Here is a 26,331-nt window from a genome sequence, read left to right as displayed (position 1 = left end):
ATATGCCTCCGGTTGAGTGGTGTGTTTTCAGTGATGGACTGCTGACGGATTCGGCGGCGTGCCCGCTGCCTTCTGCCGGTTCGTTGAGGCGCGGGTGGCGGCGACGGCGATCAAGGCCTTGCCAGTAAGGGGGTGCTCAAGTTTGCGGGACTCCACTCCGAAACACCGCCGGATGAGCTCGTGGTCCAGCGTGCTCGAGGGAGGTCCAAAGGCCCGCAACCGGCCGGATTGAAGGACCGCCACGTGGTCGCAGAACTCAGCAGCCAGGTTCATGTCATGCAGGGCAGCAAGAACTGTTCTGCCCCGGGAGGTCACCAACTGCATGAGTTCCAACTGGAAGGCCACGTCCACGTGGTTGGTGGGTTCGTCCAGGACAAGCACGGGGGCCTCCTGGACGAGGGCCCGGGCCAGCAGTATGCGTTGCTTTTCGCCACCCGACAATCCTCCAAAGAAGCGGTTCGCGAGCGAGGAGGCGCCGACGTCGAGCAGTGCGTGGTGAACCAAATGATGGTCCCGGTCCGAGTCGGCGCCAAAGCCGCGCTGGTGCGGCGCCCGTCCCAGCATCACCACCTCCCGGGCTGTCATGGGAAAGTCCTGGCTCGATTCCTGCGCCATCACGGCCACACGGAGTGCCGCCTGCCGGGAGGTCAACTTCCGGACATCGTCGCCGTCCAGCGTGACAGAGCCTGACGTCGGTTTGTTAACCCGGTACAGGGAACGCAGCAGCGTCGACTTACCGCAGCCATTGGGGCCAAGGATTCCCACCACGGATCCACTGGGAGCGGTGAAGCTGACATCGTGGACGATCGGTGTGCCGCCCAGGGCGATACAGACGTTCTGGAAGGCGACTTTCACCGTTTGATACCTCCCCGCACAGCACCGTTGCCGCGCATGAGCCATAGGAAAAAGGGGGCGCCCACCGTGGCGGTGAGGATGCCCAACGGGATTTCGGCCGGTTGGGCCACCGTGCGGGCCAGCAGATCCGTGAGCATCAGGAAGAAGGCTCCGCCCAAGATTGTCACCGGCAGCATCCTGCGATGGTCCGAACCCACCAGGATCCGGGCCGCGTGCGGAACCACCAGCCCCACAAAGCCGATGCCACCGCAGACCGCCACCGTCGTGGCCGTCAGCAGTGCCGTGGCCAGGAGAAGCGTCCGTCGCAGCGATTCCACATTGACGCCCAACGCGGTAGCCGTTTCGTCGCCGGCCAGGAAGGCATTGAGCGCGCGCGAGCGGAACATCGCGAACGTACCTACGGCTGCGAGGGCAACCCCTGGAAGTAGCAGTTGGGGGTAGCTTGCCGCGGAGACACTGCCCAAGAGAAAGAACAGGACGCTGTAAACATTCTGGGCATCCGTGGTGATGGTGAGGAAGTTGGTGATCGCCGCCAGGAGGGAGCCCAAAGCCACACCTGCCAGAATCAGCCGGGATGGTGCAATCACCCCGTCCTGTTTGGCCAAGAGGTACACCAGCGCCGTAGCGGCGGCGGCCCCGGCGAAGGCCGAAGCGTTGAGGCCAAGCCCGCCCACCGCCGTCGAGCCGGCCACGATGGCGAGCACCGCGCCGACGCCGGCGCCGGCCGAAACTCCCAGGATGTACGGCTCGGCCAAGGGGTTGCGGACGTTCGCCTGCAGCAGTGCCCCGGCCAGGGCGAGGCTTGCCCCGGCTATGCCCGCCAGCAGGGCCCGTGGAATCCGGAAACTCCATACGGCCTGGTCCTGGGAGACGCTCAAGGAACCGTCGGTCATCCAAGGCATGCCGGGCATCAAGTGACCACCGATGATCTGAAGGGATTCCACCAGCGAGGTTTGCAGGGGGCCGGTGCTCCCCGACACCACCAGGAGTCCCAGGATGGCGAGCCCCAGTGCAGGCGCCAGCAACCGTTCGAGCACTGACCTTCGTGGGGCAATGGAAACGGAGGGGCGGTTCCGGCCGGCTGCGGGTAAAACGTCAGCTGTCATGAAGAGAGTCCGATCACATCCCCGATGCTAGCTTAATTGAGAATGATTCTCATAATGAAGCGGACTGCATCCTCTGTGAGGGAACCTCCGGGCAGATGTGGCGACTGTTGAACCTGTGCGGGGATTTGCGAAAAGCGTGCCGCCCGGGCATCGAGTTCGAGACCCATCAATTCCCGTGGTTCTCGCTGCCGCAGCGACCGACCCTGACCGTGCGTAGCTTATCCTTGGCCCATGTCGACTGATGAAGAGAAAGACCCTCCCGTACCTGCTGACGTTGAGGGCAAGATCCCCAAGAAAGTCCACGACGACCCGGACGCCGCCAAGGACCCGGGGGCCGAAAAAGGTGAAACGACCGCCGGCGAAGCGGACTAAAGTTAGTCAGCTCACCCGTTCCTTCCGCACGTCAGGATGTCAGGCACTCCCTTCAGCACACAAGCAGGCGCATGACCACGGAGCAAGCCAGGTATGGGGTCAACTACACACCTTCGCGGGGATGGTTCCACCACTGGCTGGATTTCACCCTGGATGAGATCAGGCGCGATCTCGACACTGTGGCAGGCCTCGGGTTGGATCACATCCGCGTTTTTGCGCTGTGGCCCCATTTCCAGCCGAACCCCTCGCTGATCCGCGGACGTTCGCTCGATGACCTGCGTTTCTTTGGTGGACGCTGCAGGGGAGCGGGGGCTCGGTGAGTCCGTGGACGGACTGCAGGGGCACTTGCCATGGCCGGCGAACGCCCCGCCGTGATACTGGCCGCCAAAGGATCCTGGGCAATTCGCCCTCGTTGACCGTGGAGCTGTCCGGAGGCAGCCTCAAACGGCCACGCACCCGATGAAGCACACGCATCCAGATGGTGTCAGGTGTGCAGGGTGGGCCGGTAGACCAGCTCTTGCGTGCGGCCGTCGAGTGTCCGGGTCTCCATCAGTTCAAGGTCGAAGTCTTTGGCGCCGTGAAAGATCGGGCTCGTTCCGCTCAGACCCTTGATGACGGGAAAAATTGTCACTTGGACGTCGTCCACCAATCCCGCAGCCATCAATGCCCGGTTCATTGCCAGGCTTCCATGTGAGCGCAATGGCACATCGGATTCTGCCTTCAGCCGTGCGATGACATCGACGGCGTCGCCGCTCACCAGGGTCGCATCAGGCCAGGCTGGAAGGTCATGCAGGGTGTCGGAGATAACCGTGGCCGGGAGGTTGATCATCCGGGTGACCCACGGATCTCTGACCTCCGATTCCTCGCCGCTGGAGGACAGCATCTCCACGAACGCCCTAAGAGTGTTGGCTCCGAAAACCATTCGCTGGTTTTGGCTGTACTGGGCCAGGCGGTGCGCCAGCAGTTCGGGGCCTTGCTTGCCCCAGTACCCGGTCCAGTTGCCGCTTGCCGTGCCGAAGCCGTCGAGACTGGAAAAGACGTCGAAGGTGTAGGTCGTTGACATGAAGTTCTCCCGGGATGCGCGGTGGTGACGGCAAGCCTACTGAGCCGTGAAAGGCGCGAACAGGCCCTACATCCGACGCGCTTCTGGAACTTGCACTACCGGACCGTCCAGGCGCGATCCAAGTAGCCACTTCCCGCCGGAGGTGCAAAAGACGAGTAGTGACTACTCGTGAACAACGGCTGCCGATGGACTTGACTGAACGCAGCGGAGCCAATGCAGCCGGTACGAACCCCCAGCGTTGCCAGGTTGCAGCCAACGGTCTCCGCCGGGCGGGGCCGGGCAAGGATACCAAGTATCGTTCGTCCGGCCCTTGCTCGATCATGACACCCCGAGCCGCGAGATTGAGTCCTTCCTCAGCCGAATCGTCCATCGCTAGACTTGTCCAACACCGCGATGAGCACTTCTGATGAAGGAGGCGGCCACTATGCCCAAGACCGGCAAGGACGATCATGCCCGCAAAGACGAGCTTCCATCGACTCTGCAGCGCTCCGAACAGAAGGCCCAGGACACCTTCGCCAAAACTTACGATTCCGCCATGGCGTCGTACGGCAAGGATGAAAGCCGAGCCGCCCGTACCGCTTTCGCGGCGTTGAAGCACAGCTACGAAAAGGTGGGGGACCACTGGGAAGCAAAAGACGAACCGGGGCCGTCCGACCAGCATGCAGAAGAGGGAGTCAATTCACGCCACCCAACAGCTGGAGGAGTGGACGCCAACGCCCCCAAGAAGCATCTCTATGAGCGTGCGCGGGAGCTGGATATCGAGGGTCGATCCACCATGGACAAGGAAGAGCTTGTCCGGGCACTTCAGAAGGCCAACGACGCCGCAACGAGAAGGGCGCGGGAAGGCTGACGCCGTCACTCCGGAAATGGCCCCGTCGTGCTATGGCCGATGTTGACCGGCCAAGGGGCAAGTAAACGGGTCTGCTGCCCTGAGTCCCACCGCGTTGAGGTACCGGATCACGATGGCGTATGAGCTCATCAGCCGGGTCTCCGTGTAAGGGATTCCTGCAAGAAGGCAATGTGCCTTGACCAGATGGCTTGCGTCGCGCAGATGCCGGCGAGGCATGTCTGGAAACAGATGGTGTTCGATCTGGTAGTTGAGTCCACCCATCAAGAACGTCACGAAGCGTCCGCCGGTGATATTGCGGGACGTGAGGACCTGCCGGCTAAGGAAGTCGGCCCTGCTGTGCTCGGGGAGTATGGGCATTCCTTTATGGTTCGGTGCAAACGTTCCGCCCATATACAGCCCAAAAACGGCGATCTGCACCCCGACAAAGGCGGCGGCAACGCCAGGGGACAGGACCACGAAGAGCAGTCCGAGGTAGGTGCCAAAGCGGAGGCCCAGTAAGCCAAGCTCCAGCCACCGGAACTTCACAGGGCCGCGACGCAGCAAGTACTTCAGCGAATCAATGTGCAATGTCCATCCGAGGAACAAAAGCAGCGGAAAGAGCAGATAACCCTGCCGCTTGCCGAAGGCCCGGGAGAGCCGTCCACGATTGGTCGGCAGTTGGTTGTGGAAGACCACTGCGCCGGGTGCAATATCCGGATCCTTGTTCACGACGTTCGGCCGGGCGTGATGCCTGGAGTGCTTATCGGTCCAGTATGCATAACTCATTCCCACCAACAGCGTGGCGATCAGCCGTGCAACCCACTCGTTGGCGGACCTGGTCTTGAACACCTGAAGATGCGCCGCTTCATGTCCCACCAAGGCGAACTGCGTGAAAACGACGCCGAGCGCGGCCGCGACGACCAGTTGGAGCCACGTGTCGCCAAGGAACAAGAACACCCCCCAGACGCCTATCCCGGCAATCACCAGGAGCGTCAACAGCAGGAGGTAAAAGCGGCGGCAGCGTTCCAGCAGTCCGGCTTCCTTGACCGACATCAAGAGATTTGCGTAGCTGCTGGTGACCTTATTGATCCGAATGCCGGTGGTTGCCTGCTGAGGTGCTGGCGTGAGAACCACCGGAATGGGCTGGTTGGCCAGTGACAATTGTTGCCTCCTCGTGTGCGCTGGTTATGCGCTGCCGAGGTCTGGGGCAACAACACCAGCGTAGGCACGAAGGGCGGTGAGAGTCCATAGGAAAAGGACCCTGCGGGTAGATCCGTTAGGACGCAGTCACCCAGCCAAGGGTTGGATCTTCAGGGCGCGTGTGACGATGCTTTCGGCGACGTCGTGCACTGATGTGAATCCCATGTCCAGGGCGATTTCTTGTGGCATCGATGGGCAGTTGCTGCAGGAACACGGCCTACAGATTGCCGAGGGGTAAACCCGCCGGCGGTGATGACTCCCGACGGCGGCTCACCGGTTTGGATGGTCACTTTCCCGCGTGCTCGGCTGGCCTGCGGCGGAGGGTCTTGATGGAGAGCTTGCTGGAGTACTGAATGGACCCATAGCGGAACAGGTGGACCGCAAGGCGCAATATGAGGACGCCCAGGATGAAGAGCATGGCGATGATGAAGATCGCCTCTCCGGTTCCAAGCGTGCCGAAACCGTTGCGCAACATGGCGGTGACAGGTGCTGAGAGTGGGAAGTAAGTGAACACTTGGACTATCGGCGCTGAGGGATCGGACAGGATGAGGCTGATGGCGTAGAACGGGACAAAGATCAGCGCCATCATGGGCCCGAAGATGATGCCGGCTTCCTTGGCGGTGGGCATGACCGCGCCGATGGCAACCAGGGCGGCGGTGAAAAGTGTGAAACCGCTCAGCAGGAGGAGCGCCCCGATGATGCGTGGTCGGGTTCAGGGTTGTCAGGATCATTTCGGTGACCCTGTTCTCGTTCTCCTCAAGGGTGCTGCTCAGCATCTGGTTGGAGAGCAGGAGGATGACCACATAGAACAGCAGAAGGAACATCAACGGAAGAATGGCGGAGCCGAAGCCGCCGGATGCTTGCCCGCCACGGAAGGTCTCTGTGTGGACCTTGACTTCGCCGCCCGCGGCAGCCGTGAGTTGATGGTGGTCTGTGCTGCGACGGCCAGGAGTTGCTTGGCGACGGCTTCGTAGGTAGCCGCGTTCTTCCGGCAGGTACCCCAGCCGGGCGCCGTCACTGGGTTCGAAGGGTTTCCCGTCGATGTGCAGGGTGCCAGCGGTGGGCTGGTAGATGCCCAACAGCGCCCGCAGGGTGGTGGTCTTGCCGGAGCCCTTACTGCCCAGAAATCCGAAGGTCCTTGATGTGCACCAGCGGCTCCATGGCCGCGCCCCCTGCAGACATAACTTCACACTACAAAAGCTTTTGAGGATTTATGCGTCATGATTTGAAAGTTCGAGACACTGTAACCGCAGGGGAGGGGTGGGCCCGTCCCCACCCCTCCGCCCGGCGGCCGGCGACGCGGCGCGCCTTCGCTATTACCCGTCCAGTGGCAGTGTTAGTGCCCGGCTTCTGCTGCTGCCTGCTTCTTGGCGCTCTTTTCAGCATCTTTCTCGGCTCGGAGCGCTTCAGCCTCGTGTTGTTCTTCGGCCTTTTCCTGATGGATGACATCCGCGAACAGCTTTTCCATTTCCTTGGCGACGCCAGCGGCTGAGGCTGGGTTCTGTCCAGTCACCAGCCGTTCGTCCACCACGACCTTCTCCTCGAACACGGGGGCGGAGGCATGGGTGGCGCCCTGTTCCACGAGACGGTCTGCCAGGAAGAACGGAATGACCTTGTCCTTCCCTGCGGCTACCTCTTCGTCATTGGTGAAGGCGGCCACCGTTCGGCCTTGGACCAGGCGGAAGCCATTATCCAGTTCCACGTTCAAGAGGCCCGCCGGTCCGTGGCAGACGGCCCCTACCAAGCCGCCTGCGTTGTAGACACTGGCTACGAGGTTCTGAAGGCCCTCGCTGTCCGGGAAGTCCCACATCGTGCCATGGCCTCCCACGAGGTAGACGGCGTCATACTGTCCGGGATCAACGACCTCCACACGGGCGGTGTTGTAGAGCCCTGCGCGCGTCGTCTCGTCCTCGGTGAAGGCAACCTGGATGGGATCATCCTGATCCACCTCGTCGCGCGGAGGCTGGCCGCCCTTGATGGATGCAAAGTCGACGAAGTGACCGGAATCCTTGAAGACCTTCCAAGGATGTGCAGCTTCGGCAACGTTGTAGCCGGTCTTCTCTCCCGTAGCGCCAATCTCGGAAACGCTGGTCAAAACCATGAGGATTTTCTTCATGAGATGCTCCTTTCGTCCACCTCCCACCCTACGCCCAGCCACTTTTGGGCGTCATTCTCCTCAAGGGGCCAACCATTTCCGGCCCAAACAGTGACGGAATTAACACGCTGCAACGGCCCTGAAATATGCAGTATCCGCCTCGCACCGGCATAGTTAACGTCTTGGGCTTGCACAAATGGGTACAGTCACCGCATGAATGCAGGACAGAAACGAACAGGGGCTTGACTTGGCAGGGAATGCAACCTTCCGGCACAGCAACACAGCGCTGCTCTCGGTGAGCAGTGTTGAGGCTCCGATGATCGTCAGTTCCAAGGACTTCGACCACAGGTTGGCCTCGACCCTCAAACGGCTGAAGTTCCCGCCGCGATTGCTGGAGCGCGTCGCGGGTATCACGCACCGCCGCTGGTGGGCCGCCGGGACATCGTTCGACGATGCGGCGGTAGAAGCGGGCGCCAAAGCCTTGGCCGAGGCCGGCGTCGGGGCATCGGAAGTCGGCCTGCTGATCAACACCTCGGTCACCAGGCGCAATCTTGAACCATCTGTGGCGGTCAAGATCCATCACGAACTGGGCCTGCCGTCGTCGGCCATGAATTTTGACCTGGCCAACGCCTGCCTCGGTTTCGTCAATGGCTTGATACTGGCCGCCAACATGATCGATTCCGGCCAAATCAAGTACGCAGTGATCGTCAACGGTGAAGATGCCCAGGTGACGCAGGAAGCCACGCTGGCACGACTGCAGCGGCCTGAGACCACCAGGGAAGACTTCAGTCGGGAGTTCGCCACGCTGACGCTCGGGTCCGGGGCGGCCGCAGCGGTTCTGGGACCCGCGGACGAATACCCGGGGGCGCACCGGCTGGTGGGCGGCGTGATGCGTGCGGGCACCGAACACCACGAATTGTGCGTGGGCGGCATCGATGGCATGACGACGGACACGAAGGGCTTGCTCGACGGCGGACTTCAGTTGGTGGTCGACGCCTGGCACGAAGCCCAGCCGGACTGGGACTGGGCCGCCATGGACCGCTACGTCACCCACCAAGTGAGCAATGCCTACACCCAGGCAATCATCAAAGCCATTGACCTGGACCCGGACAAAGTACCCATAACGTTCCCGCACTGGGGCAACGTAGGGCCTGCCTCCCTTCCCATGACGCTTGCCGCCGAGGCTCAGTCCTTGAACGCCGGAGATCGGGTCTTGTGTATGGGGGTAGGATCCGGGCTCAATGCAGGAATGGTGGAAATCGTTTGGTAATCGCCTCCTGGCCGGGGGTGGACCCCGAATGGTCACGAACCATCCGGGTGGAGTCCACCTCGACCGTCGATACGCCCGGCACAACGCGCCGTTGGCACCTGTTGGACAACGGAGCCCAGCTCGCCCGCCGCGGACTGCAACCCGTCGGCACGCTGCTGTGCGTGCACGGCAACCCGACGTGGTCGTATTTGTGGCGGACGCTGCTGACTGCCGGATCCGATCCTGCACACCCGTGGCGGGTTGTAGCCGTAGACCAGCTGGACATGGGCTACTCGGAGCGCAGCGGCACTTTCCGACGCCTGGCGGACCGAATCAATGACCTCGGCGACCTCACGGACGCTTTGGGCCTGAAGGGTCCGGTGGTGACGGTGGGGCATGACTGGGGCGGCGTCATCAGCCTGGGGTGGGCATTGGCGCACCCGCGTCACGTCACCGGCGTGGTGTTGACGAACACAGCGGTCCACCACCCGTCCGACACCGCGCTCCCGCCGGCCCTCCGGCTGGCCTTGCATCCCGCCGTGCATCGGTGGGGGACAACGACGTCGGATGCCTTTCTCCGAGTGACGCACTCGCTGGCGGAACCACCGTTGCCCGCCGATATCCGCAGGGCCTACATGGCCCCCTACCGTGGTGCCGGGCGCAGGTCCGGGGTGGGCAACTTTGTGGCGGATATTCCGGCAGACGCGTCCCATCCAAGCTATTCCGCGCTCCAAGGGGTCTCTGAAGGGTTGCGCGGCCTGAAAGTCCCGGCTCTGATGCTCTGGGGCCCGCGGGATCCTATCTTTTCCGACCGGTACCTGAAGGATCTTGTCGGCCGGCTCCCGCACGCGGACGTGCATCGCTTCGAAGGCGCCGGACACCTCGTGGCGGAAGACCGGGACATCGCGACGCCAATCTTCCAGTGGCTCGCCGGGAACACCGAAGCTGCGGCCATCGGAGGCCACGGCCTGGGCGATAGCGCCGAGCGTGAGGAAGCAGCATTTCGCCCTCTGTGGGACTCGCTCGGCAAGCAGGCACAGGGACAGGCCAAGGGAGATACCGCTGTTGCCGAAATGGCGCCGGACGGCAGTATCAGCCGCTCGCTGAGCTGGCAGCAGTTGGACCGCGGCATCCTGGATCTCGCCGCGGGGTTGCGGGAAGTCGGCGTCAAGAAGGGGAGCCGGGTCAGCTTGATGGTTCCGCCTGGCGCGGACCTGACCGTAGCGCTCTATGCCTGCCTGCGGCTGGGCGCTGTGGTGGTGGTGGCCGACGCGGGTCTGGGAACCAGAGGCCTGAGTCGCGCAGTGAAGGGCGCCACCGCCGATTTCCTCATCGGAATCGACAAGGCCCTGACGGCTGCTGCGGTACTCGGCTGGCCCGGACGCCGGGTCAGCGTGCAGGATCTGCCAGCTGCCCGCCGTCGAATCCTCGGCGTCGAAACGTCCCTCGCGGCCCTGGCCAGGCGGGGGGCCGGTTCTGCGTTGCCGGCGCACGCTGTGGACGCAGATGCCCCGGCCGCTGTGCTGTTCACGTCCGGCTCCACTGGTCCAGCCAAAGGCGTGCTGTACACGCATCGACAACTGGCCGCCATGAGGGACACAGTGTCCAGAACGTTTGGGATCCGGCCCGGTTCCCGGCTCGTGGCAGGCTTCGCTCCGTTTGCCTTGCTGGGCCCGGCGCTTGGAGCGGTTTCGGTGACGCCTGCCATGGACGTCACTGCCCCACGAACATTGACGTCGCGCGCCCTGGCGGAGGCCGCCGCAGCCATCGACGCCACGGTGGTCTTCGCTTCACCGGCGGCGTTGGCCAACGTCGTTGCCACCAGTGATGCTGTCAATGGTGCAGGGCATGAAGCCCTGAACGGCGTCGAGTTGCTGCTTTCGGCGGGCGCCCCCGTCCCCGAGCCGCTGCTTCTTGAGGTGCAGCAACTGCTGCCTCGGGCGTCGCTTCATACTCCGTACGGGATGACGGAGGCGCTCCCGGTCACGGACATCAGCCTGGAGCAGATTCAGGCCGCAGCGGCCGAATCTGCTGCGGGGACTGTCAAGGGAGCAGGGAACGGAGTGTGCGTGGGGGAGCCCGTGCACGGCGCCCGCCTGGCGGTAATCCCCTTGGCTGGGGACGGAACCGCACCAGGGTCCGCGTTCTCCACCGAAGCCGGAGTAACCGGCGAGATCCTGGTCAGGGCACCGCACGTCAAAGAAGCCTATGACAGGCTCTGGCTGACCCAGTGCGAGAGCGCCGGCCTGCCCGGATGGCACCGCACCGGTGACGTAGGGCACTTCGACGCCGCTGGTCGGCTGTGGGTGGAGGGACGCCTCGCCCACGTGGTGACAGCGCCCGGGGGCGTCGTGACGCCCGTTGGCGCCGAACAGGCCATCGAACGGCTGGAGGAGGTCCGGCTGGCCGCTGTTGCCGGGGTGGGGCCGGCCGGGACACAGGCGGTTGTGGCCGTCGTCGAAACGGTGACGCCGTACCGTAAGGCCGGTCCTGCTGCGCCGGAGCTCGCGGGCCGAGTTCGCAGGGCCGCGCTGGAAGCCGGCGTCGGTGTCTCCGCCGTCCTGGCTGTCCCCGCACAGCCCACCGACATCAGGCACAACGCCAAAATCGACCGCACCCGCCTGTCCGCCTGGGCTTCGCATGTGCTGGCCGGTGGCCGGCCGGGAAAGCCATGAAGGTCCTGGTCACCGGAGCCAGTGGGCTGCTGGGAAGTGAAGTGGCCCGGCTGCTGGTCCGCCAAGGCCATACAGTGTCCACGTTCCAGCGCCGACCGTCCGGAGTCGACGGCGCGACAGACATCCGCGGGTCCATTACGGACGACGCCGCGCTTCGGCGGGCGGTGGAAGGGGCCGACGGCGTCATCCACCTCGCCGCGAAAGTATCCTTCACCGGTCGCGCCGCTGAGTTCGCCGAAGTGAACGTCGAAGGGACCCGCCGCCTGGTCCGTAGCGCCCGGGCCGCAGGAGTGCGGGATGTCGTGTTCGTCTCTTCCCCGTCCGTGGCCAACTCCGGCGCCGCCATCGTCGGGTTGGGCGCTGAGCCGGCTGACCCGAAGCGCGCGCATGGGCACTACTCCCGCACCAAAGCGGAGGCGGAGTTGCTGGCGCTGGCAGCCGACACCCCCGAATTCCGGGTGGCAGCAGTGCGTCCCCACATCGTCTGGGGCCCGGGCGACACCCAACTGGTGGAGCGTGTCCTGGCGCGGGCAAGCCGAAGCCGGCTGCCTCTCCTCGACGCCGGTGCGGCCCTCATCGACACCACCTACGTGGACAACGCAGCCTCCGCGATCGTCGCCGCGCTGCACCGCATGGACTACGTCCATGGCCGGGCACTTGTGGTGAGCAACGGCGAGCCCCGTCCCATCGGGGAATTGTTGGCAGGCATCTGCGCGGCGGGGGATGTTGCGGCGCCGTCGTGGACTATCCCTGGTGCCATGGCGCGGACGGCTGGAATGGTGGTGGAGAAACTCTGGATCCTGGCAGGTCGCAAAGAGGAGCCGCCGATGACGAGGTTCCTTGCAGAGCAGCTCTCCACAGCCCACTGGTTCGACCAGCGCGTAACCCGGGAGCTCCTCGATTGGACCCCCGGCGTTTCTCTCGATGAAGGACTGGCGCGGCTGGCCACCTATTACGGTTCCAGGCAGCCATAGCGGTATGTGCCTGAGAGGGCAGTTCCTGTGCGGTGCCTCCTCCCGACTAAGCCCCGGGTGTGTACTGTGCGGACGCAGCCGCTGCTCCGCCGGCGATTTCGTCGGAGGTTGCGGTTCCGGAGGCTTCTACGCTGTGCGTCCAGCGGCTGATCGATCCACGACTGAACTCCACCACTTCGGGCGAGTTGGCCATCTCGATGGGGTCGTCCACCGCCGCACCGCGCAAGTACAGGCCAAGGCCCAGCATGGCCCCGTCCCAGCCGGGCCCCACGAACAGTGCTCCCGCTCCGCTGCCGGCCATGGACAACGGAACGGTGTGCGTGAGTTCGACAGTGGTCTTCCCCGCCGTCTCCGTCAGGGTGACATCGACGATGCTTTCCGGGCCCCCAAAGGTGACCTGCAAGGTTACTGGCGGTTCGCAGCGCCGGATCTCGCCGCCTGCGTTGCCCTCCAACTGAAAGCTCCCACCGGGGCGCAGGTCACCCGTGATCGGATAGAACCAGCGGAGCAGCCGCTCGGGTTCGGTCAGGGCTGACCAAACATCTTCCGGCTCTGCGTCGTAGGCGCGGCTGACCCGTACCGATACGGTTTCAGCAGCTTTATTCCTGGCTACTGATCGGTGAATTTCCGCGAGCTCTTGGAGCATGTCAAACATGTGATCATTCCTTGTCTGTCGATTTTCGTGCACGTCGATCGCGTCGTCCCCTGGCCAGCTCGGTGTCGAGCGCATCCAGGCGTTGCGTCCAGAAGTCCCGAAATGGCTGCAGCCACTGATCCACGTCCTCGAAAGGCGTTGCGTCGACGGCGTACAGCCGGCGTGTGCCAACCGGGCGCACCTGGACGAAACCGTTCTCCCGCAGCACCCTCAGATGCTGCGATACGCCGGGTTGGGAAATGCCGAACTCTTGGCTGATCACGGCAGACAGTGCGCCCGATGACTGTTCGTCGTCCATCAAGAGCTCTAGGATTCTGCGTCGGACCGGGTCACCCAGGACGTCAAAAGCGTGCACATTCCGCAAAATATCAGCAGTTTCTTATATAAGTCAATACTTATATAATTGACGGCTCGACGGCGGGAGGTCGCCGTCGAGCAACTGTTGCGTCGGGTGCGGAGAAGTTCATGTCCTGCGGCGGGCGTTGCTCTTCCTGGTGAGCAGCCACGTGATGAACCACAATACGATGCCGATGGCCATCAGGCCGCCGGCTACCTGGTACTGGATGACGTTGCGACCAACCCAGGGGCCCGCGAGGAAGGCGCACAACAGGGCCGCTACCAAGGGCAGTTGCCCCGGTGAGGTGAAGAAGACCTTGCGGTTCGGGTCCCGTTTACGGCGAAGTACAACGCACACCACATTGACTACGGTGAACACGCACAGCAGAAGGAAGGCAGTGGTACCTGAAAGATTGGCCACGATGTTGCTGTCAGGATCACTGCTGACGTACCAGATCAATCCCAGCGCCAACACGGTGGAGAACGTGATCCCCGCCCACGGTGAACGGCGACCGGGCAGCACCTTCCCCAAGCCGCTCGGCAGGACGTGCTGACGGGCCATGCCGTAGATCAGGCGGCTCGCCATCAGCATGTTGATCAGCGCTGTGTTGGCCACTGCGAAGACCGCGAGGAACGGAAAGATCCTGTCGATGGGAAAGTCGGGCGAGCCCTTGTGCACGACTTCCAGCAGCGCTGCGCCCTCCGCTTCCCTGATCTCGCCGAGCTCTGTGGGCGAAAGGACGCTGACAACCGAAATGGCAACCAGCATGTAGAGAAGCACCGCGATCCCGAGCCCGGTGAGCATCGTTCGCGGAAATATCTTCTCCGGGTCCTTGGTCTCCTCCACCATGTTGACGGAGTCCTCGAAGCCCACCATTGCAAAGAAGGCAATTGACGTGGCCGCCGTGACAGCGAGGAACAATCCCTTGTCCTGCTGGTCCGTGAAGACGAGGATCTCCTGGAAATTTCCCGTGCCTTGGGCCATCACGAAGAAGCCAACCCCGATCACGATGCACAGGGCGAGTACCTCCACCAGTGTCAGCACAACGTTGAACTTGACGCTCTCACCCACGCCGCGCAGGTTGATCGCCGCCAGTAACAACATGAATGCCAACGCGACTGCGGTAATCACACTGCGGTCCGGCTTGTCCATCCAGCCATTGATCTCCAACCCGCCGAAGAGGTTTTGGGCAAGGACGTTCGCGGACGTCGAGGCACTGGTGATGCCGGAGCACACCACGGCGAACGCCACGAGGAAGGTGACGAAATGGATTCCGAAGGCCTTGTGGGTGTAGAGCGCCGCACCTGCTGCCTGTGGGTACTGGGTCACCAACTCCAGGTACGAAAGCGCTGTGAGGGTCGCGACAATGAACGCTAGGAGGAACGGCAGCCAGACGATGCCACCGACTGTTCCGGCCATCGTCCCGGTCACCGCGTAAACGCCGGCGCCCAGGATATCGCCGACGATGAAGAGGAGCAGGAGCTTGGGACCCAAGACCCGCTTGAGCTCCGGCTCTTGGCCGGCGGGCATGGGGTTGAGGACTTCGTCGGACGTGGTGCTCATGGTTGACCTCCACGGCGGGTGCACGGCTCCTGGAAACGACGGCCTTGTGTGGCCTACTTCACTGTGATCCTCTGGGCGGAGTTTGGCAACACCACCGGTTGATCATCCACGGGATCACGTCCAGCCCAGGTCCTGGTCAGGTCAGGTGGTCGAAGTCGCCCCGCGCCCACGCCGCATGCCGTTGAGCCGAGAGGCGAAGGACCCGCTGGGCATCGGAGTCGATGGCATTGTTGAAGTTGCCGTAGATCCGATCGAATTCGAGTTCACCCAATTGCGCGGCGATTCGTAACGCCACGGCCCCGGAAAGCGGCAGATGGTTCGGGTAACTGCGCATGAAGGCAATACTGCGGCGGTCGGGGTTGGGGAAAACGCTGTCACCGGTCAGCAGGACTCCTTTGCCGCTGGCTCCGGCTGCCCAATGCGCCACCGCGCTGCCTGGAAAATGACCGCCGGTTTGATGAAGGTCCAAGCCATCGGTGATCGACAAGCTGCCGGACCAGGTGGAAATGATCGGATCCATCCTCCCTAACCATCCACGGTCTGCCTCGGCCACCAGAACCGGGACGTTGCCGAGTCGACGGGACCATTCAACTTGAACGCCGAACATGTGGGGATGGCTGGCGGCAATGGCCAGGACCGGACCTCGGTCCAGCACTGCCTCGACGGCGGTGTCGTCGACGTAGCCCACTGGATCCCACAGCAGCGAGCCCTGCGGAGTCACCACCAGCTGGGCGGTCTGGCCGATTCCGACTTTCGGTTCGGTTCTGATTCCGATGAGACCCGGCTCGTTCTCCGTCAACGTGATCTGCTGGCCGGTCCCTTCCAAGCCATCCCTGGTGAGCCACTTTTGTCCGTCTTCCGGCACGTACTGGCGTTCGTCGGTACAGATGGGGCAGAGTTCGGGAACGGGTTCGCCATATTCGACGGCGCACGTTGCGCAGATCAGCATGGGCGGTCCTTTCGTGGCCTCGGGCGTCCCTGCAGCGCGCTGCGTACGCTCACAGGCCCAGACTATGGCACGGCCAAGCAGCCAAGGAAGGGCAGGCCAGCTGCTACGGGCTTGATCTTGTCCGAGCATCCGCGGCACGCCAAACTGGAAGACACGCCAACTGACGAGGAGGCCTGCGGTGAGCGGTACACCGGACCAAGCCCAACAGAACACTCCAGAGCCGCCACCTGCCGGCGATGAGACCGCCACACTGCTGGGATTTCTGGAACGGCAGCGGGCAACATTCGCCTGGAAAACAGGTGACCTCGACTCGGCCGGCCTTCGCGCAAGGCTGGCGCCGTCTGCCATGACGTTGGGTGGCCTGCTCAACCACCTGGCCCGCTTTGAGGACGATATGTCCACCGAGTGGCTGCATGGCTGCCCGCAACTTCCCCCGTGGAATAGCGTGGACTGGGATACCGACCCCGATTGGGACTGGATTTCGGCCGACGAGGAGACTCCGGAAGCACTCTACGGGAGATGGCGCGCGGCAGTGGCCCGGTCCCGGCTCCTGTTCGCCGAGGCACTGGCGGACGGCGGCCCAGGCCGACAGGGAAGCACTGCCTCCAATCCGGACATCGAGTTGCCCAGCCTGCGATACATCCTGCTGAACATGATCGAGGAATACGCCCGCCATAACGGGCATGCCGATCTCCTCCGCGAATCCGTGGACGGCCTGGTGGGTCAGGACCCGCCAACTCGGGCCTGATGCGGCCCTCGTTGCCGACCTGCGGTACCGCAAAAAGGTCATCATGCTTACTATTGGGAAGCCCCGGAAGTTGGAGAGGGCACCATAGCTAGGAGCGGACATGGCACTAAGCAAGGGAACGCACGTGGAGTGGAACACCTCGCAGGGCAAGACGCACGGAAGGATCGTGGAAAAGAAGACCAGCGACTTTGTGCTGGACGGCAACACGCATCGTGCCAGCGAGGATGAGCCGCAGTACGTGGTGGAATCTGACAAAACGGGTGCCCGGGCCGCGCACAAGGGTTCCGCGCTGACTGAAAAGAAGTAGCGGCATGGCCCGGCAGCACGAAGTTGTGATCATCGGCGGTGGCAACGCAGGGGTGTCGCTGGCGGCCCGCTTGGTTCGGTACGGGGTCAAAGACATAGCCCTCATCGAACCCAAAGACCACCATTTCTACCAACCGCTGTTCTCCCATATCGCTGGAGGCCGCGCGCAGGTCAAGGAAGCCGTACGGAGCCAGGAAGCGGTGATGCCCAAGGGCGTCCACTGGATCAAGGACAAAGCGGTGGGCGTGGACGCCAACGCCAATACCGTGAGGCTGGCTTCGGGGTCAACAGTGGCTTACGTGCAGCTCGTGGTGTGCCCGGGGCTGCAATATCGCTGGGATGACGTGCCGGGTTTGGCTGAGGCGGTGCACTCTCCCTACGGTGCATCCCATTACGAATTCGAGCTTGCCCCCAAAGCGTGGACCCTCTTGAGCGGCCTGAGGTCCGGCACGGCCATCTTTACCATGCCTGCCGGGCCCATCAAGTGTGGCGGCGCCAGTCAGAAACCGATGTACCTGGCCTGTGACTATTGGAAGGAGCAAGGCGTCCTCGACCACATCAGGGTGGTGATGGTCCAGCCGTACCCCACTGTGTTTGGCATCCCGGAAGTGGACCGGGAGCTTGAACGCAAGCTTGCTGAATATGGCATTGAGCTAAGGACAAACAGTGAGCTCGTGGCCGTCAGCCCTGGGAGCCGGAAAGCCACTATCCGGAACAATGCCACTGGCACTATGGAAGAAGTGTCCTACGACGTCCTCAACGCCGTTCCACCCCAAGCTGCTCCTGATTGGCTTCGGGCCACGGACCTGCCGGCGTCAGGTGACGAGGGCGGTTTCGTTGAGGTTGACACGCAGACCCTGCGGCACGTGCGCTACCCCAACGTCTGGTCCCTGGGGGACGCTGCCGCCACGTCCAACTCCAAGGCCGGCGGGGCGTTGCGCAAGCAGACCAAGGTGCTCGCCAAGAACCTGGTGTCTGCCCGTCAGGGCAAAGCGCCCACCCACAGGTACGACGGATACTCCGTGTGCCCCTTCACTGTTTCGCGCAACACGGTGGTCTTTGCCGAGTTCGATGACCAGTACCGGCCTAAACCCACCATCCCGATGGTTCCCACGTGGAAGGAAAGCAGGCTTTCGTGGTGGGTTGACCGGGACATGTTCCCGAAGGTCTATTGGCATCTGATCCTCAAAGGCCGGGCGTAACCGACACGGGACCGGCCGGCGTGTAGCCGACCGGTCCCTGTGGCGCGGACCTAGAGCGGTTGGATGTTCTCGGCCTGTGGACCCTTAGGGCCCTGCGTGATATCGAACTGGACCTTTTGGTTCTCGTCCAGCGAGCGGTATCCGCTCGAAGTGATGGCTGAATAGTGCGCGAACACGTCGGGGCCTCCATCGTCGGGTGCGATGAATCCGAAACCCTTTTCGGCGTTGAACCACTTGACTGTACCTGTTGCCATGCCTGTTTCCTTCACGGGTAGCTGGTCGGTCCCGCTCATCGGATTGCCGTCCCCGCCACTCACGTAATTGACCCTATGGGCTGGCCTCCGGCGGGGCAACACTTTCTGGCGCCCATGCCGCAAAGCGTCTTACTTACGGGCCCGCTTCGTATTGGGATGAATTCGTATTGGGATGAATTTGTGCTGGATGAATTTGACGGAGCGCCAGTAACGGGAACAGCAGCACGGAGAGCATACCGGCCCCAACCAGAGCGGACGAGATGCCGCTGGTGATCAGCCCGTGGTCACGGCCAATGGCAGTCACGGCCACGATGATGGGCAGCCCTGTGGCACCGAAGAGGACCATGGCCCGCTTGGCCGCCGAAGCGGAGCGTGGGGGAGCAGCAAGCAGCGAAGGAAGTCCCCGGATGACCAGCAGCAGGACCAGGAACAAGGGGACCATCGCCAGGGTCGCGGGGCTTGCGACGAGTGCGCCAAGCTCGAAGTCAATCCCGGTATCGATAAAGAAAATGGGCACCAGAAAGCCAAATGCGACAGCATCGATCTTCGTTTCGATGACTTTCCGGTCTTCTTCCGGAGCTCGTGCGATGGCAACCTTCCAAAGTACTCCGGCAGCGAATGCACCAAGCAGCATGTCAAGTCCCAGCACCATGCTCAGTACAACAAGGGCGCTGAGTATCAACATGATGGTCCGCATGGCGAACTGCGCGCTGGTGTGGAGGGTCCGCGTGACCTGGGCATGAAACATCGTGTGCCGTGCCTGGGAAGCAAGGTAGATCGCCAGGCCCGTGAGAAGGACAAATCCGAAAAGTACGCCTGAGGCAGTTCCCAGTTGCCGACCGCTGAAGAACAGCGAGATGGCAATCAGGGGACCGAACTCACCGACAGCGCCCACGGCAGTCACCGCGATGCCGATGGGAGACTTTGCTTCGCCCGCATCGCGGAGGATGGGCAGCAAGGTGCCAAGTGCCGTGGAACACAAGGCGACACCGATGATGACGGCCGCTTCCGGTGCGGGGGCCAAGGCGAATCCAGCACCGATGCCGGCAACCAGGGAGATGAGCCAACCAGCGGATGCGCGGCTGATGGGCCGGCCCCGAATGGTCGTGAAGTCGATCTCGTTGCCGGCGACGAAGAACAGCATGGCCAGCCCGAAGTCAGCCAAGGTGTCGGTGAACTGTGTGGATTGGACCCAGCCCAGGAGGCTGGGTCCCAGCAACATTCCCAGGACAATCTCGAAGACCACGATGGGCACCTTCACCACGCGCTCGAGTGAACGGGCAGCGAGCGGAGCCGCGACGGCCAGGACAGCGATGAGAACCAGCGACACAGATAAGCCTTGCATCAGGGGTGCCTCCGGTAGCTCGGCTGCTTCCACGAAAAGTATTCCAAAGCTACCGCCACCTCTGCGCCCGCGCTATAGAACCAACGCCGGGTTCCCGGCCCGCTGCAGGAGTCGCATACAACCAAAGCGGGCGGTCCAACGGGGACTGGAGTCTCAGGTGCGTCCCGGCCACTGCTTGCCGGCCCACGGGTCGTAGTCCGCAATAAGCACCTCTTGCTGTGGCCGCTTGGCTTCGGCAACATGCTGTAGGTTGACTCGGACCCGGTACCAGAGGGAGCTCGATCCACGCATACCGTCAACCAACACATCGGAGGGATGCAAATCGGGGACCACCTCCTTATGCCGCGCCTTCCATTCCTCAAGGGCAGCGTGTGCCTCGGGCTTCGTCTTGGTGCGGGCAATCTCGATAAGCGGCATGGTGGACATCCGGCGGCCGGAGCCGTCTCCTGATCGTGGTGCCTTCTCGGCTGGGCCCATTTCAGCGGCCAAGGACAGCAGCCCGTCGAGCGAACCGGCGGCGTGGTCGATGCCGGAGTGCGGGTCTCCGAGGTCCTCGAAGCGATCCGGCACGGTACGCACCGTGAACTGTTCCGGCCGGGCGGATCGCACTTCGTCCCAACTCAGAGGGGTTGAGACGCGGGCATCGGGCCGTGACCGGACGGAGTAGGCAGAAGCCACAGTGCGGTCCTTGGCGTTTTGGTTGAAGTCGACGAAGACGCTCTCACCACGTTCTTCCTTCCACCATCGGGCGGTGGCAAGGCCGGGTGCACGGTTCTCCACCTCGCGGGCGAGGGTTTCGGCGGCAAGCCGCACGTCCCGGTAGGACCATCGTGGAGCAATGCGTACCAGGATGTGCAGCCCGCGTGAGCCGCTTGTCTTGGGCCAGCCAACCAGCCCAACGTTGTCCAGCACCTCCTGTGCGACGTAAGCGGTGTCGACAATCTGCGACCAGTCCACCCCGGGCATGGGGTCGAGGTCCACCCGCAGTTCGTCGGGATGGTCGAGGTCCTCTGCGCGCACGGGGTGGGGATTGAGGTCCAGGCATCCCAGGTTCACGACCCACGCCAGCCCCGCAGCATCTCGAATGACGGTCTCTTCGGCCGAAGTCCCCGACGAATAGTGCAGTGTTGCTGTGTGGATGAACCCTGGGTGGTTTTCGGGCACTCGCTTTTGGAAAAACGGCTCCGCGTCAATGCCCTTTGGGAAGCGCTTGAGCACCATGGGCCGCCCGCCGGCGCCCCGCAGCGCCCCCTCTGCCACGGTGAGGTAGTAGTTGACTACATCAAGCTTGGACAGACCAGGCTCGGGGAACACTACTTTGTCCGGATTCGAGATGCGAACCTCGTGGCCGGCAACATCGAGGATCACAGCCGGGGGCTTGGCGGGGCTCATGCGGTCACGCTAGCAACGAACAGCCGTTCCAGCCAGAGTTTTGGACCGAAACAACCCGCCCGACATGGAGGGCTGGGGGCTGCAGCCGAGAATTTTAAACAAAAAAGCGCATAAAACTTGCCGACTGGCTTAAATAATAAAACTGGGTATGGTGTTGTCATAGCGACATGGAAAGGATGGGCAAGAATGTCGAAAAAGTCCCCCAACACTCCCAATGCAAAGAAGGCCGGCAAGTCAATTCTGGAAAAGCGTGCCGAAAAACGGGCCAAGGCGGAAAGCGGCGAGAACCTGTTCTCAAAGCCACGGAAGAACCAGAGATAGCGGTACCACTGAACCCGCCGTCTGCGCAGCGTTCCCGGTGTTCCGCGGCAGCCTTTTGTGGGCTCACGACTACGAAAGGCTGCCGCATACGGCCGCCGCGAAGTTTATATATTTCTCACTGTGCTGTCCATTTCAAGGTCTGCATTATTCACTCTTCCGTTCGCAGTATCGTCAATGTAAGAAATGGTCTGTAAGGATTGTGGGAGCGCTTGTGAGTCAGTTATGAAATGCGCTCATTATTCCGTCGCGCCAAATAGATTCCCCTGCCACTTAACCGCAGAGCGGAGGTTCTGATCCGCCAGGCCGGCATCCCCTTTAAAGGATCTGTGAGTGGAACGGCGGTGTTCCTCGGCCACAGCAAGAACGGCAGGGACAAAGACGTCCCTGGCCACCCGCTCCGGTTGGCCGAATGCCTCTTTGATACCGCCCTTGCCGCGTAGGAAGACAGACAACCTTGGTCTCCCCGCAAGGTGGGCCGACTATATTTGGCCATGTCAGCCCACCACCAAACTGCGGGAGTCTGCACATCATGGCCAAGGAACTTGCCACCCAGCTCATTGAACAACTCCAGGCTGCCGGCGTGCAGCGGATCTATGGAATCGTTGGCGACAGCCTCAACCCGATCGTTGACGCCGTCCGTCAAACCGGGGGTTCAAGCCAAGGAGGCATCGACTGGATCCACGTACGCCATGAGGAGGCGGCCGCGTTCGCTGCGGCTGCAGAGGCGCAATTGACCGGCAAACTGGCCGTCTGCGCGGGATCATGTGGCCCCGGCAACCTGCACCTGATCAACGGCCTGTACGACGCCAACCGCACGGGTGCGCCTGTGCTCGCCATCGCCTCGCACATTCCCAGCAAGCAAATCGGCAGCGGCTTCTTCCAGGAAACGCACCCCGACCGTCTCTTCAACGAGTGCTCTGTGTACTCGGAACTCGTCAGCACGGCCGAACAAGCTCCCAGGGTCATGCACAGCGCCATCCAGAATGCCGTTGGCCTTGGCGGAGTCGCGGTGGTCACCCTGCCAGGTGACATCGCCGGCCTTGAGGCGACGGCGCCTACGCCGCTTCCCGCCACGTTCCGGCCCGCCAGCCTGGTGCCCGATCCTGCGAGCGTCCAGGACTTGGCCGACGCCATCAACGAGGCCGGCAAGGTCGCCATTTTCGCGGGTGCCGGCGTCGCGGGGGCGCACAACGAGCTGATCGCCTTGGCTGAACTGATCAACGCACCCATTGGGCACTCACTGCGGGGCAAGGACTTCGTCCAGTACGACAACCCCTTCGACATCGGCATGACCGGGTTGCTGGGGTACGGCGCAGCTGCCGAAGGCATTGAAGACGCTGATCTGCTGATCCTTCTCGGTACGGACTTCCCGTACGATCAATTCCTCCCCGACACTCGGACAGCCCAGGTAGACCGGGCCGCCCAGCGGCTGGGGCGTCGCACCGACGTCGATATCGCTGTCCATGGCGACGTACAGCCGACCTTGACCGCGCTGCTGCCGCTGGTGCAGCAGAATAAGAACCGCCGCTTCCTGGACCATATGTTGAAGAAGCACGACCGGCTGATGAACAAGGCCGTGGGCGCTTACACGCGCAAGGTTGAGAAGAAGCAGCCCATCCATCCGGAGTACGCGGCGTCACTGCTGGATCAGGTCGCGGCGGAGGACGCCATCTTCACCGCGGACACAGGCATGTGCAATGTCTGGACCGCACGCTACATCAATCCTTTGGGCACTCGGCGTTTGATCGGTTCCTTCCTCCACGGTTCCATGGCCAACGCCCTGCCGCACGCCATCGGCGCGCAGGTGGCCTATCCCGGTCGGCAGGTAGTGTCTGTCTCCGGGGACGGTGGCCTGTCAATGCTGCTGGGGGAGCTCATCACCGTTGCCGCTCACAAGTTGCCGGTGAACGTGGTGGTGTTCAACAACTCCACCCTGGGCATGGTCAAGCTCGAAATGTTGGTGGACGGCCTTCCCGACTTCGGTGTGGACGTACCGGATGCCAACTATGCCGCTGTGGCCAAGGCATTGGGCTTCCACGCTGTGCGAGTCACCGATCCGGCCGACATCGAGGCGGCTTACCGTGCGGCCTTCGCGCACCCCGGTCCTTCGCTGGTGGAACTCATCACCGACCCCAATGCGCTGTCCATCCCGCCAAAGATCTCCGGATCCCAAGTCATTGGGTTCGCCACGGCCATGTCCAAGGTTGTCCTGAACCGAGGTGCCGGGGAGGCGGTCAGCATGGCGCGCAGCAACCTGCGCAACATTCCCCGACGGTAGGTCACCGCCCGAGGGCAGCGGCGAGGTAGGGAGCGGTTCGGCTTGTGGTGGAACGCGCGACGACGGCGGGCGGGCCTGCGACCATGATCTCGCCGCCGGCGTCGCCGCCACCTGGCCCCAAGTCGATGACCCAGTCGGCGCCCGCGACGACGTCCATTTCGTGCTCCACCACGATCACCGTGTTGCCGGCATCGACGAGCCTGCGGAGTTGGGCCATCAGGAGATGGACATCGGCTGGGTGCAGACCGGTGGTGGGCTCGTCCAAGAGGTAGAGAGTGTGACCTCGTTGGATGCGTTGGAGTTCAGTGGCCAGCTTGATGCGTTGGGCTTCGCCGCCGGAAAGCTCGGTGGCGGGCTGACCCAGCCGGAGGTAGCCCAGGCCGACTTCGAGCAGGGTTTGCAGGCTGCGTGACACCGAAGGGAGGTCTGACAGGAACTCGGCGGCGGTGGTGACGGTCATGCCCAGGACTTCGGCGATGTTCCGGTCGCGGTAGGTCACTTCCAGTGTTTCGGGGTTGAATCGCGAGCCGTTGCATTCGGGGCACGGGCCGTAGCTCCCGGGCAGGAACAGGAGTTCCACGGCCACGAACCCTTCTCCCTGGCAGGTTTCGCAGCGGCCGCCGGCCACGTTGAAGGAGAAGCGGCCGGCTCCGAAGCCCCGGGAGCGGGCGGCTTGCGTAGCGGCGAATTCTTTTCTGACGCCGTCGAAGAGCCCCGTGTACGTTGCCAGGTTGGATCGTGGTGTCCGGCCGATGGGCTTCTGATCAACCGTGACCAGCCGGTCCAGGTGGTGGAGGCCCGATACCAACCCCAGGCCCTTGGGCAGGTCGCGGCTCACGGTGTCGGCGTTGTCAGGATGCAGCTCCGCTGCGACCACTTCAGCCAGAACATGGCTGACAAGGGTGGACTTACCCGAGCCGGAGACGCCTGTGACTGCAGTGAGCACACCCAGCGGGAATTCAGTCTCAAGATCGCGGAGATTGTGCCGGGTGATTCCCTGAAGAGTGAGCCACTCCTTCGCCTCCCGGGGATTCCCCGGTTCGCTGCGGGTCCCGGCAGGGAAGAGGAACGGCCGCGTGACTGAGTCTTGAACGCCTTCCAGCCCTGCCACCGGACCGCTGTAGAGGACCCGCCCACCGCCCTCACCCGCGTGTGGGCCAACATCGACGATCCAATCGGCCGCCTGCACAAAGTCCATGTTGTGCTCCACCACGAAGACGGAGTTTCCGGAGGTTTTGAGCTGTTCAAGGACGGCCAGGAGCGGTTCGGCATCGGCCGGATGGAGCCCGGCTGACGGTTCGTCCAGCACGTAGATCACTCCGAAGAGGCCAGAGCGCAGTTGCGTTGCGATCCGAAGCCGCTGCATTTCGCCGGGGGAGAGGGTGGGCGTCGGTCGCCCCAGGGCGAGGTATCCCAGGCCCAGGTCCAGGAGCACTGTGACCCGGGCGAGGAGGTCGCGGGTGATGGCCACGGCAACCTCGTTGGCTTCCCCGGACGTTTGTGTACGCGAGGCCGTCCCGGCGGATGTCAGTTCGGCCGTGGGCCTGATGACGGCGGCCAATTCGGTCATTGGCATCGCGTTCAGTTCGGAAATGGTCTTGCCGGCGAAGGTGACGGCCAGTGCATCCGGCCTTAGTCCGCTGCCGCCACAGCGAGGGCATTGGCCGGTCTCCATGAAGCGAAGTACGCGGTCGCGCATGGTGGTGCTTTTGGAATCTGCGAGCGTGTGAAGCACGTAGCTTTTGGCGCTCCAAAAGCGGCCTTTATAAGGCTTGGCCACCCGGTCCCGCTGTGGTGTCACTTCCACCACGGGCTGCTCATCGGTGAAGAGGATCCAGTCGCGGTCCTTCTTGGGAAGCTTCTTCCATGGCGTATCGACGTCGTAGCCCAAGTGGGTGAGGATGTCGCGCAGGTTCTTGCCTTGCCAGGCTCCGGGCCACGCGGCAATGGCGCCGTCCCGGATGCTTAGCGAAGGGTCGGGAACCAAGGATCCTTCGGTGACGGTGTGGGCCACACCCAAGCCGTGGCATTCAGGGCAGGCTCCTGCAGCTGTGTTGGGGGAGAAGGCGTCAGAATCCAGCTGCTTGGCGCCGTCCGGATAGCTTCCGGCTCGCGAGAACAGCATCCTCAGGGAGTTGGACAGCGTGGTCACCGTGCCGACGCTGGAGCGCGCCGTCGCCGTGCCTCGACGTTGTTGAAGTGCGACGGCGGGTGGCAGCCCCGTGATCGCGTCGACCTTGGGGTTGTGTCCCTGTTGTATGAGGCGGCGGGCGTACGGCGCGACGGATTCGAAGTAGCGGCGCTGGGCTTCGGCAAAGATGGTGCCGAAGGCCAGCGATGATTTTCCAGATCCGGACACTCCCGTGAAGGCGACGATCGAATCCCGGGGCACATCGACGTCTACGTTGTGCAAGTTGTTTTCGCGGGCCCCCCGGACCCTGACGAAGCCGTCGTCGGCCTCTGCAAAGGGTGGAGTCGGCCGGATGGGTCCGGGACGCCGGGAAACAATCAGTTTGCTGTCCATTCATATGACTCTATCGGCGTTCACGTACGCCCACGTGCG

At 63.0% G+C, this 26,331-nt stretch carries 25 protein-coding genes and 1 pseudogene; 10 read left to right on the top strand and 16 right to left on the bottom strand.

Annotated features, from left to right (window positions below):
• Window positions 1-27: 27 nt before the first annotated feature.
• Window positions 28-855, bottom strand: coding sequence for an ABC transporter ATP-binding protein (locus ACR30Z_RS07665; protein ID WP_244296449.1), 828 nt, complete (start codon window positions 853-855; stop codon window positions 28-30).
• Complete coding sequence (locus ACR30Z_RS07660; protein ID WP_434371907.1) at window positions 852-1,961, bottom strand: FecCD family ABC transporter permease; 1,110 nt, start codon at window positions 1,959-1,961, stop codon at window positions 852-854. The genes ACR30Z_RS07665 and ACR30Z_RS07660 overlap by 4 nt, the downstream gene beginning before the upstream one ends.
• Before the next feature lie 231 nt (window positions 1,962-2,192).
• Between ACR30Z_RS07660 and ACR30Z_RS07655 the strand changes: the two genes are divergently transcribed.
• Window positions 2,193-2,333, top strand: a complete 141-nt coding sequence (locus ACR30Z_RS07655; RefSeq protein ID WP_167510403.1) for a hypothetical protein — start codon at window positions 2,193-2,195, stop codon at window positions 2,331-2,333.
• A gap of 71 nt (window positions 2,334-2,404) precedes the next feature.
• Window positions 2,405-2,653 (top strand): hypothetical protein, encoded by a 249-nt coding sequence (locus tag ACR30Z_RS07650; protein ID WP_434371905.1) that lies wholly within the window; start codon window positions 2,405-2,407, stop codon window positions 2,651-2,653.
• Between the two features lie 164 nt (window positions 2,654-2,817).
• Here the strand turns inward: ACR30Z_RS07650 and ACR30Z_RS07645 are convergent, their stop codons facing one another.
• The gene (locus tag ACR30Z_RS07645; protein WP_434371903.1) at window positions 2,818-3,396 is read right to left on the bottom strand and encodes a dihydrofolate reductase family protein; all 579 of its coding nucleotides are present in this window, start codon (window positions 3,394-3,396) and stop codon (window positions 2,818-2,820) included.
• Between the two features lie 424 nt (window positions 3,397-3,820).
• Here ACR30Z_RS07645 and ACR30Z_RS07640 point away from each other — a divergent pair, with 424 nt between their 5' ends.
• Entirely contained in the window at window positions 3,821-4,246 is a 426-nt protein-coding gene (locus ACR30Z_RS07640) for a ChaB family protein (RefSeq protein ID WP_434371901.1), read from the top strand.
• A gap of 30 nt (window positions 4,247-4,276) precedes the next feature.
• Here the strand turns inward: ACR30Z_RS07640 and ACR30Z_RS07635 are convergent, their stop codons facing one another.
• The 5 genes and pseudogenes from ACR30Z_RS07635 to ACR30Z_RS07615 form a co-directional block, all read right to left on the bottom strand.
• On the bottom strand, window positions 4,277-5,386 hold the full coding sequence (locus tag ACR30Z_RS07635; RefSeq protein WP_434371899.1) for a fatty acid desaturase family protein: 1,110 nt from the start codon (window positions 5,384-5,386) through the stop codon (window positions 4,277-4,279).
• A 325-nt stretch (window positions 5,387-5,711) separates the two neighbouring features.
• Window positions 5,712-6,053 carry an ABC transporter permease gene (locus ACR30Z_RS07630; protein WP_434371897.1) on the bottom strand — a complete coding sequence of 114 codons (342 nt, stop codon included), beginning with the start codon at window positions 6,051-6,053 and terminating at the stop codon, window positions 5,712-5,714.
• 195 nt (window positions 6,054-6,248) lie between these two features.
• A complete protein-coding gene (locus ACR30Z_RS07625; protein WP_434371896.1) occupies window positions 6,249-6,443 on the bottom strand; it encodes a hypothetical protein in 195 nt (64 codons plus the stop codon).
• Window positions 6,403-6,615, bottom strand: a pseudogene (locus ACR30Z_RS07620) (ATP-binding cassette domain-containing protein); the annotation flags it as partial. The pseudogene ACR30Z_RS07620 and the gene ACR30Z_RS07625, both read right to left, overlap by 41 nt.
• Window positions 6,616-6,761: 146 nt before the next feature.
• Window positions 6,762-7,541, bottom strand: a complete 780-nt coding sequence (locus tag ACR30Z_RS07615) for a type 1 glutamine amidotransferase domain-containing protein (RefSeq protein ID WP_144648144.1) — start codon at window positions 7,539-7,541, stop codon at window positions 6,762-6,764.
• A gap of 196 nt (window positions 7,542-7,737) precedes the next feature.
• On the opposite strand from ACR30Z_RS07615, the gene ACR30Z_RS07610 reads away from it, so the two are divergent.
• The 3 genes from ACR30Z_RS07610 to ACR30Z_RS07600 are packed head-to-tail and all read left to right on the top strand — an operon-like array spanning window position 7,738 to window position 12,418.
• The gene (locus ACR30Z_RS07610; protein WP_144648145.1) at window positions 7,738-8,790 is read left to right on the top strand and encodes a 3-oxoacyl-ACP synthase III; all 1,053 of its coding nucleotides are present in this window, start codon (window positions 7,738-7,740) and stop codon (window positions 8,788-8,790) included.
• The gene (locus ACR30Z_RS07605) at window positions 8,784-11,444 is read left to right on the top strand and encodes an alpha/beta fold hydrolase (RefSeq protein WP_144648146.1); all 2,661 of its coding nucleotides are present in this window, start codon (window positions 8,784-8,786) and stop codon (window positions 11,442-11,444) included. Before ACR30Z_RS07610 ends, ACR30Z_RS07605 begins: the two co-directional genes overlap by 7 nt.
• A complete protein-coding gene (locus ACR30Z_RS07600) occupies window positions 11,441-12,418 on the top strand; it encodes an NAD-dependent epimerase/dehydratase family protein (protein ID WP_434371895.1) in 978 nt (325 codons plus the stop codon). The genes ACR30Z_RS07605 and ACR30Z_RS07600 overlap by 4 nt, the downstream gene beginning before the upstream one ends.
• A 46-nt stretch (window positions 12,419-12,464) precedes the next feature.
• Here ACR30Z_RS07600 and ACR30Z_RS07595 read toward each other — a convergent pair whose 3' ends face one another.
• The 4 genes from ACR30Z_RS07595 to ACR30Z_RS07580 form a co-directional block, all read right to left on the bottom strand.
• Window positions 12,465-13,073: an SRPBCC family protein gene (locus ACR30Z_RS07595; protein WP_434371894.1), complete on the bottom strand. Its 609-nt coding sequence runs from the start codon at window positions 13,071-13,073 to the stop codon at window positions 12,465-12,467.
• A gap of 4 nt (window positions 13,074-13,077) precedes the next feature.
• On the bottom strand, window positions 13,078-13,428 hold the full coding sequence (locus tag ACR30Z_RS07590) for an ArsR/SmtB family transcription factor (RefSeq protein ID WP_434371893.1): 351 nt from the start codon (window positions 13,426-13,428) through the stop codon (window positions 13,078-13,080).
• A gap of 108 nt (window positions 13,429-13,536) precedes the next feature.
• A complete protein-coding gene (locus ACR30Z_RS07585) occupies window positions 13,537-14,973 on the bottom strand; it encodes an APC family permease (RefSeq protein WP_434371892.1) in 1,437 nt (478 codons plus the stop codon).
• A 136-nt stretch (window positions 14,974-15,109) separates the two neighbouring features.
• The gene (locus tag ACR30Z_RS07580; RefSeq protein WP_434371890.1) at window positions 15,110-15,922 is read right to left on the bottom strand and encodes an MBL fold metallo-hydrolase; all 813 of its coding nucleotides are present in this window, start codon (window positions 15,920-15,922) and stop codon (window positions 15,110-15,112) included.
• Window positions 15,923-16,100: 178 nt separating this feature from the next.
• Here ACR30Z_RS07580 and ACR30Z_RS07575 point away from each other — a divergent pair, with 178 nt between their 5' ends.
• The 3 genes from ACR30Z_RS07575 (at window position 16,101) to ACR30Z_RS07565 (ending at window position 18,178) form a co-directional block, all read left to right on the top strand.
• Window positions 16,101-16,670, top strand: coding sequence for a DinB family protein (locus ACR30Z_RS07575; protein WP_434371888.1), 570 nt, complete (start codon window positions 16,101-16,103; stop codon window positions 16,668-16,670).
• Between the two features lie 100 nt (window positions 16,671-16,770).
• The gene (locus ACR30Z_RS07570) at window positions 16,771-16,977 is read left to right on the top strand and encodes a DUF2945 domain-containing protein (RefSeq protein WP_144648153.1); all 207 of its coding nucleotides are present in this window, start codon (window positions 16,771-16,773) and stop codon (window positions 16,975-16,977) included.
• A gap of 4 nt (window positions 16,978-16,981) precedes the next feature.
• The gene (locus ACR30Z_RS07565) at window positions 16,982-18,178 is read left to right on the top strand and encodes an NAD(P)/FAD-dependent oxidoreductase (RefSeq protein WP_434371885.1); all 1,197 of its coding nucleotides are present in this window, start codon (window positions 16,982-16,984) and stop codon (window positions 18,176-18,178) included.
• 50 nt (window positions 18,179-18,228) lie between these two features.
• On the opposite strand, the gene ACR30Z_RS07560 is transcribed toward ACR30Z_RS07565, so the two are convergent.
• The 3 genes from ACR30Z_RS07560 to ligD all read right to left on the bottom strand — a co-directional run bounded on the left by ACR30Z_RS07560 (window position 18,229) and on the right by ligD (window position 21,169).
• Window positions 18,229-18,432, bottom strand: a complete 204-nt coding sequence (locus ACR30Z_RS07560; protein WP_144648155.1) for a cold-shock protein — start codon at window positions 18,430-18,432, stop codon at window positions 18,229-18,231.
• Window positions 18,433-18,565: 133 nt separating this feature from the next.
• On the bottom strand, window positions 18,566-19,777 hold the full coding sequence (locus tag ACR30Z_RS07555) for a cation:proton antiporter (protein ID WP_434371883.1): 1,212 nt from the start codon (window positions 19,775-19,777) through the stop codon (window positions 18,566-18,568).
• A gap of 153 nt (window positions 19,778-19,930) precedes the next feature.
• Window positions 19,931-21,169: a non-homologous end-joining DNA ligase gene (gene ligD, locus ACR30Z_RS07550; RefSeq protein ID WP_434371881.1), complete on the bottom strand. Its 1,239-nt coding sequence runs from the start codon at window positions 21,167-21,169 to the stop codon at window positions 19,931-19,933.
• Window positions 21,170-22,019: 850 nt separating this feature from the next.
• On the opposite strand from ligD, the gene ACR30Z_RS07545 reads away from it, so the two are divergent.
• Complete coding sequence (locus ACR30Z_RS07545) at window positions 22,020-23,768, top strand: pyruvate dehydrogenase (RefSeq protein ID WP_434371880.1); 1,749 nt, start codon at window positions 22,020-22,022, stop codon at window positions 23,766-23,768.
• Window position 23,769: 1 nt separating this feature from the next.
• Here the strand turns inward: ACR30Z_RS07545 and uvrA are convergent, their stop codons facing one another.
• Window positions 23,770-26,292, bottom strand: coding sequence for an excinuclease ABC subunit UvrA (uvrA, locus tag ACR30Z_RS07540; RefSeq protein ID WP_434371878.1), 2,523 nt, complete (start codon window positions 26,290-26,292; stop codon window positions 23,770-23,772).
• Between the last annotated feature and the right edge of the window lie 39 nt (window positions 26,293-26,331).

Source organism: Paenarthrobacter sp. FR1 (assembly GCF_051106045.1).
Classification (GTDB): domain Bacteria; phylum Actinomycetota; class Actinomycetes; order Actinomycetales; family Micrococcaceae; genus Arthrobacter; species Arthrobacter nitroguajacolicus_A.
The sequence above is the reverse complement of the archived record's forward strand: the minus strand, read 5'-3'. Positions and strand labels throughout refer to the sequence as shown.

Excerpts from the sequence above, each read along its gene's own strand:
- ACR30Z_RS07660 (WP_434371907.1), bottom strand. The coding sequence starts at position 1,961 with ATGACAGCTGACGTTTTACCCGCAGCCGGCCGGAACCGCCCCTCCGTT.
- ACR30Z_RS07655 (WP_167510403.1), top strand. The coding sequence starts at position 2,193 with ATGTCGACTGATGAAGAGAAAGACCCTCCCGTACCTGCTGACGTTGAG.
- ACR30Z_RS07650 (WP_434371905.1), top strand. The coding sequence starts at position 2,405 with ATGACCACGGAGCAAGCCAGGTATGGGGTCAACTACACACCTTCGCGG.
- ACR30Z_RS07645 (WP_434371903.1), bottom strand. The coding sequence starts at position 3,396 with ATGTCAACGACCTACACCTTCGACGTCTTTTCCAGTCTCGACGGCTTC.
- ACR30Z_RS07640 (WP_434371901.1), top strand. The coding sequence starts at position 3,821 with ATGCCCAAGACCGGCAAGGACGATCATGCCCGCAAAGACGAGCTTCCA.
- ACR30Z_RS07630 (WP_434371897.1), bottom strand. The coding sequence starts at position 6,053 with ATGCCCACCGCCAAGGAAGCCGGCATCATCTTCGGGCCCATGATGGCG.
- ACR30Z_RS07615 (WP_144648144.1), bottom strand. The coding sequence starts at position 7,541 with ATGAAGAAAATCCTCATGGTTTTGACCAGCGTTTCCGAGATTGGCGCT.
- ACR30Z_RS07610 (WP_144648145.1), top strand. The coding sequence starts at position 7,738 with ATGCAGGACAGAAACGAACAGGGGCTTGACTTGGCAGGGAATGCAACC.
- ACR30Z_RS07600 (WP_434371895.1), top strand. The coding sequence starts at position 11,441 with ATGAAGGTCCTGGTCACCGGAGCCAGTGGGCTGCTGGGAAGTGAAGTG.
- ACR30Z_RS07595 (WP_434371894.1), bottom strand. The coding sequence starts at position 13,073 with ATGTTTGACATGCTCCAAGAGCTCGCGGAAATTCACCGATCAGTAGCC.
- ACR30Z_RS07585 (WP_434371892.1), bottom strand. The coding sequence starts at position 14,973 with ATGAGCACCACGTCCGACGAAGTCCTCAACCCCATGCCCGCCGGCCAA.
- ACR30Z_RS07580 (WP_434371890.1), bottom strand. The coding sequence starts at position 15,922 with ATGCTGATCTGCGCAACGTGCGCCGTCGAATATGGCGAACCCGTTCCC.
- ACR30Z_RS07570 (WP_144648153.1), top strand. The coding sequence starts at position 16,771 with ATGGCACTAAGCAAGGGAACGCACGTGGAGTGGAACACCTCGCAGGGC.
- ACR30Z_RS07565 (WP_434371885.1), top strand. The coding sequence starts at position 16,982 with ATGGCCCGGCAGCACGAAGTTGTGATCATCGGCGGTGGCAACGCAGGG.
- ACR30Z_RS07560 (WP_144648155.1), bottom strand. The coding sequence starts at position 18,432 with ATGGCAACAGGTACAGTCAAGTGGTTCAACGCCGAAAAGGGTTTCGGA.
- ACR30Z_RS07555 (WP_434371883.1), bottom strand. The coding sequence starts at position 19,777 with ATGCAAGGCTTATCTGTGTCGCTGGTTCTCATCGCTGTCCTGGCCGTC.
- ligD (WP_434371881.1), bottom strand. The coding sequence starts at position 21,169 with ATGAGCCCCGCCAAGCCCCCGGCTGTGATCCTCGATGTTGCCGGCCAC.
- ACR30Z_RS07545 (WP_434371880.1), top strand. The coding sequence starts at position 22,020 with ATGGCCAAGGAACTTGCCACCCAGCTCATTGAACAACTCCAGGCTGCC.
- uvrA (WP_434371878.1), bottom strand. The coding sequence starts at position 26,292 with ATGGACAGCAAACTGATTGTTTCCCGGCGTCCCGGACCCATCCGGCCG.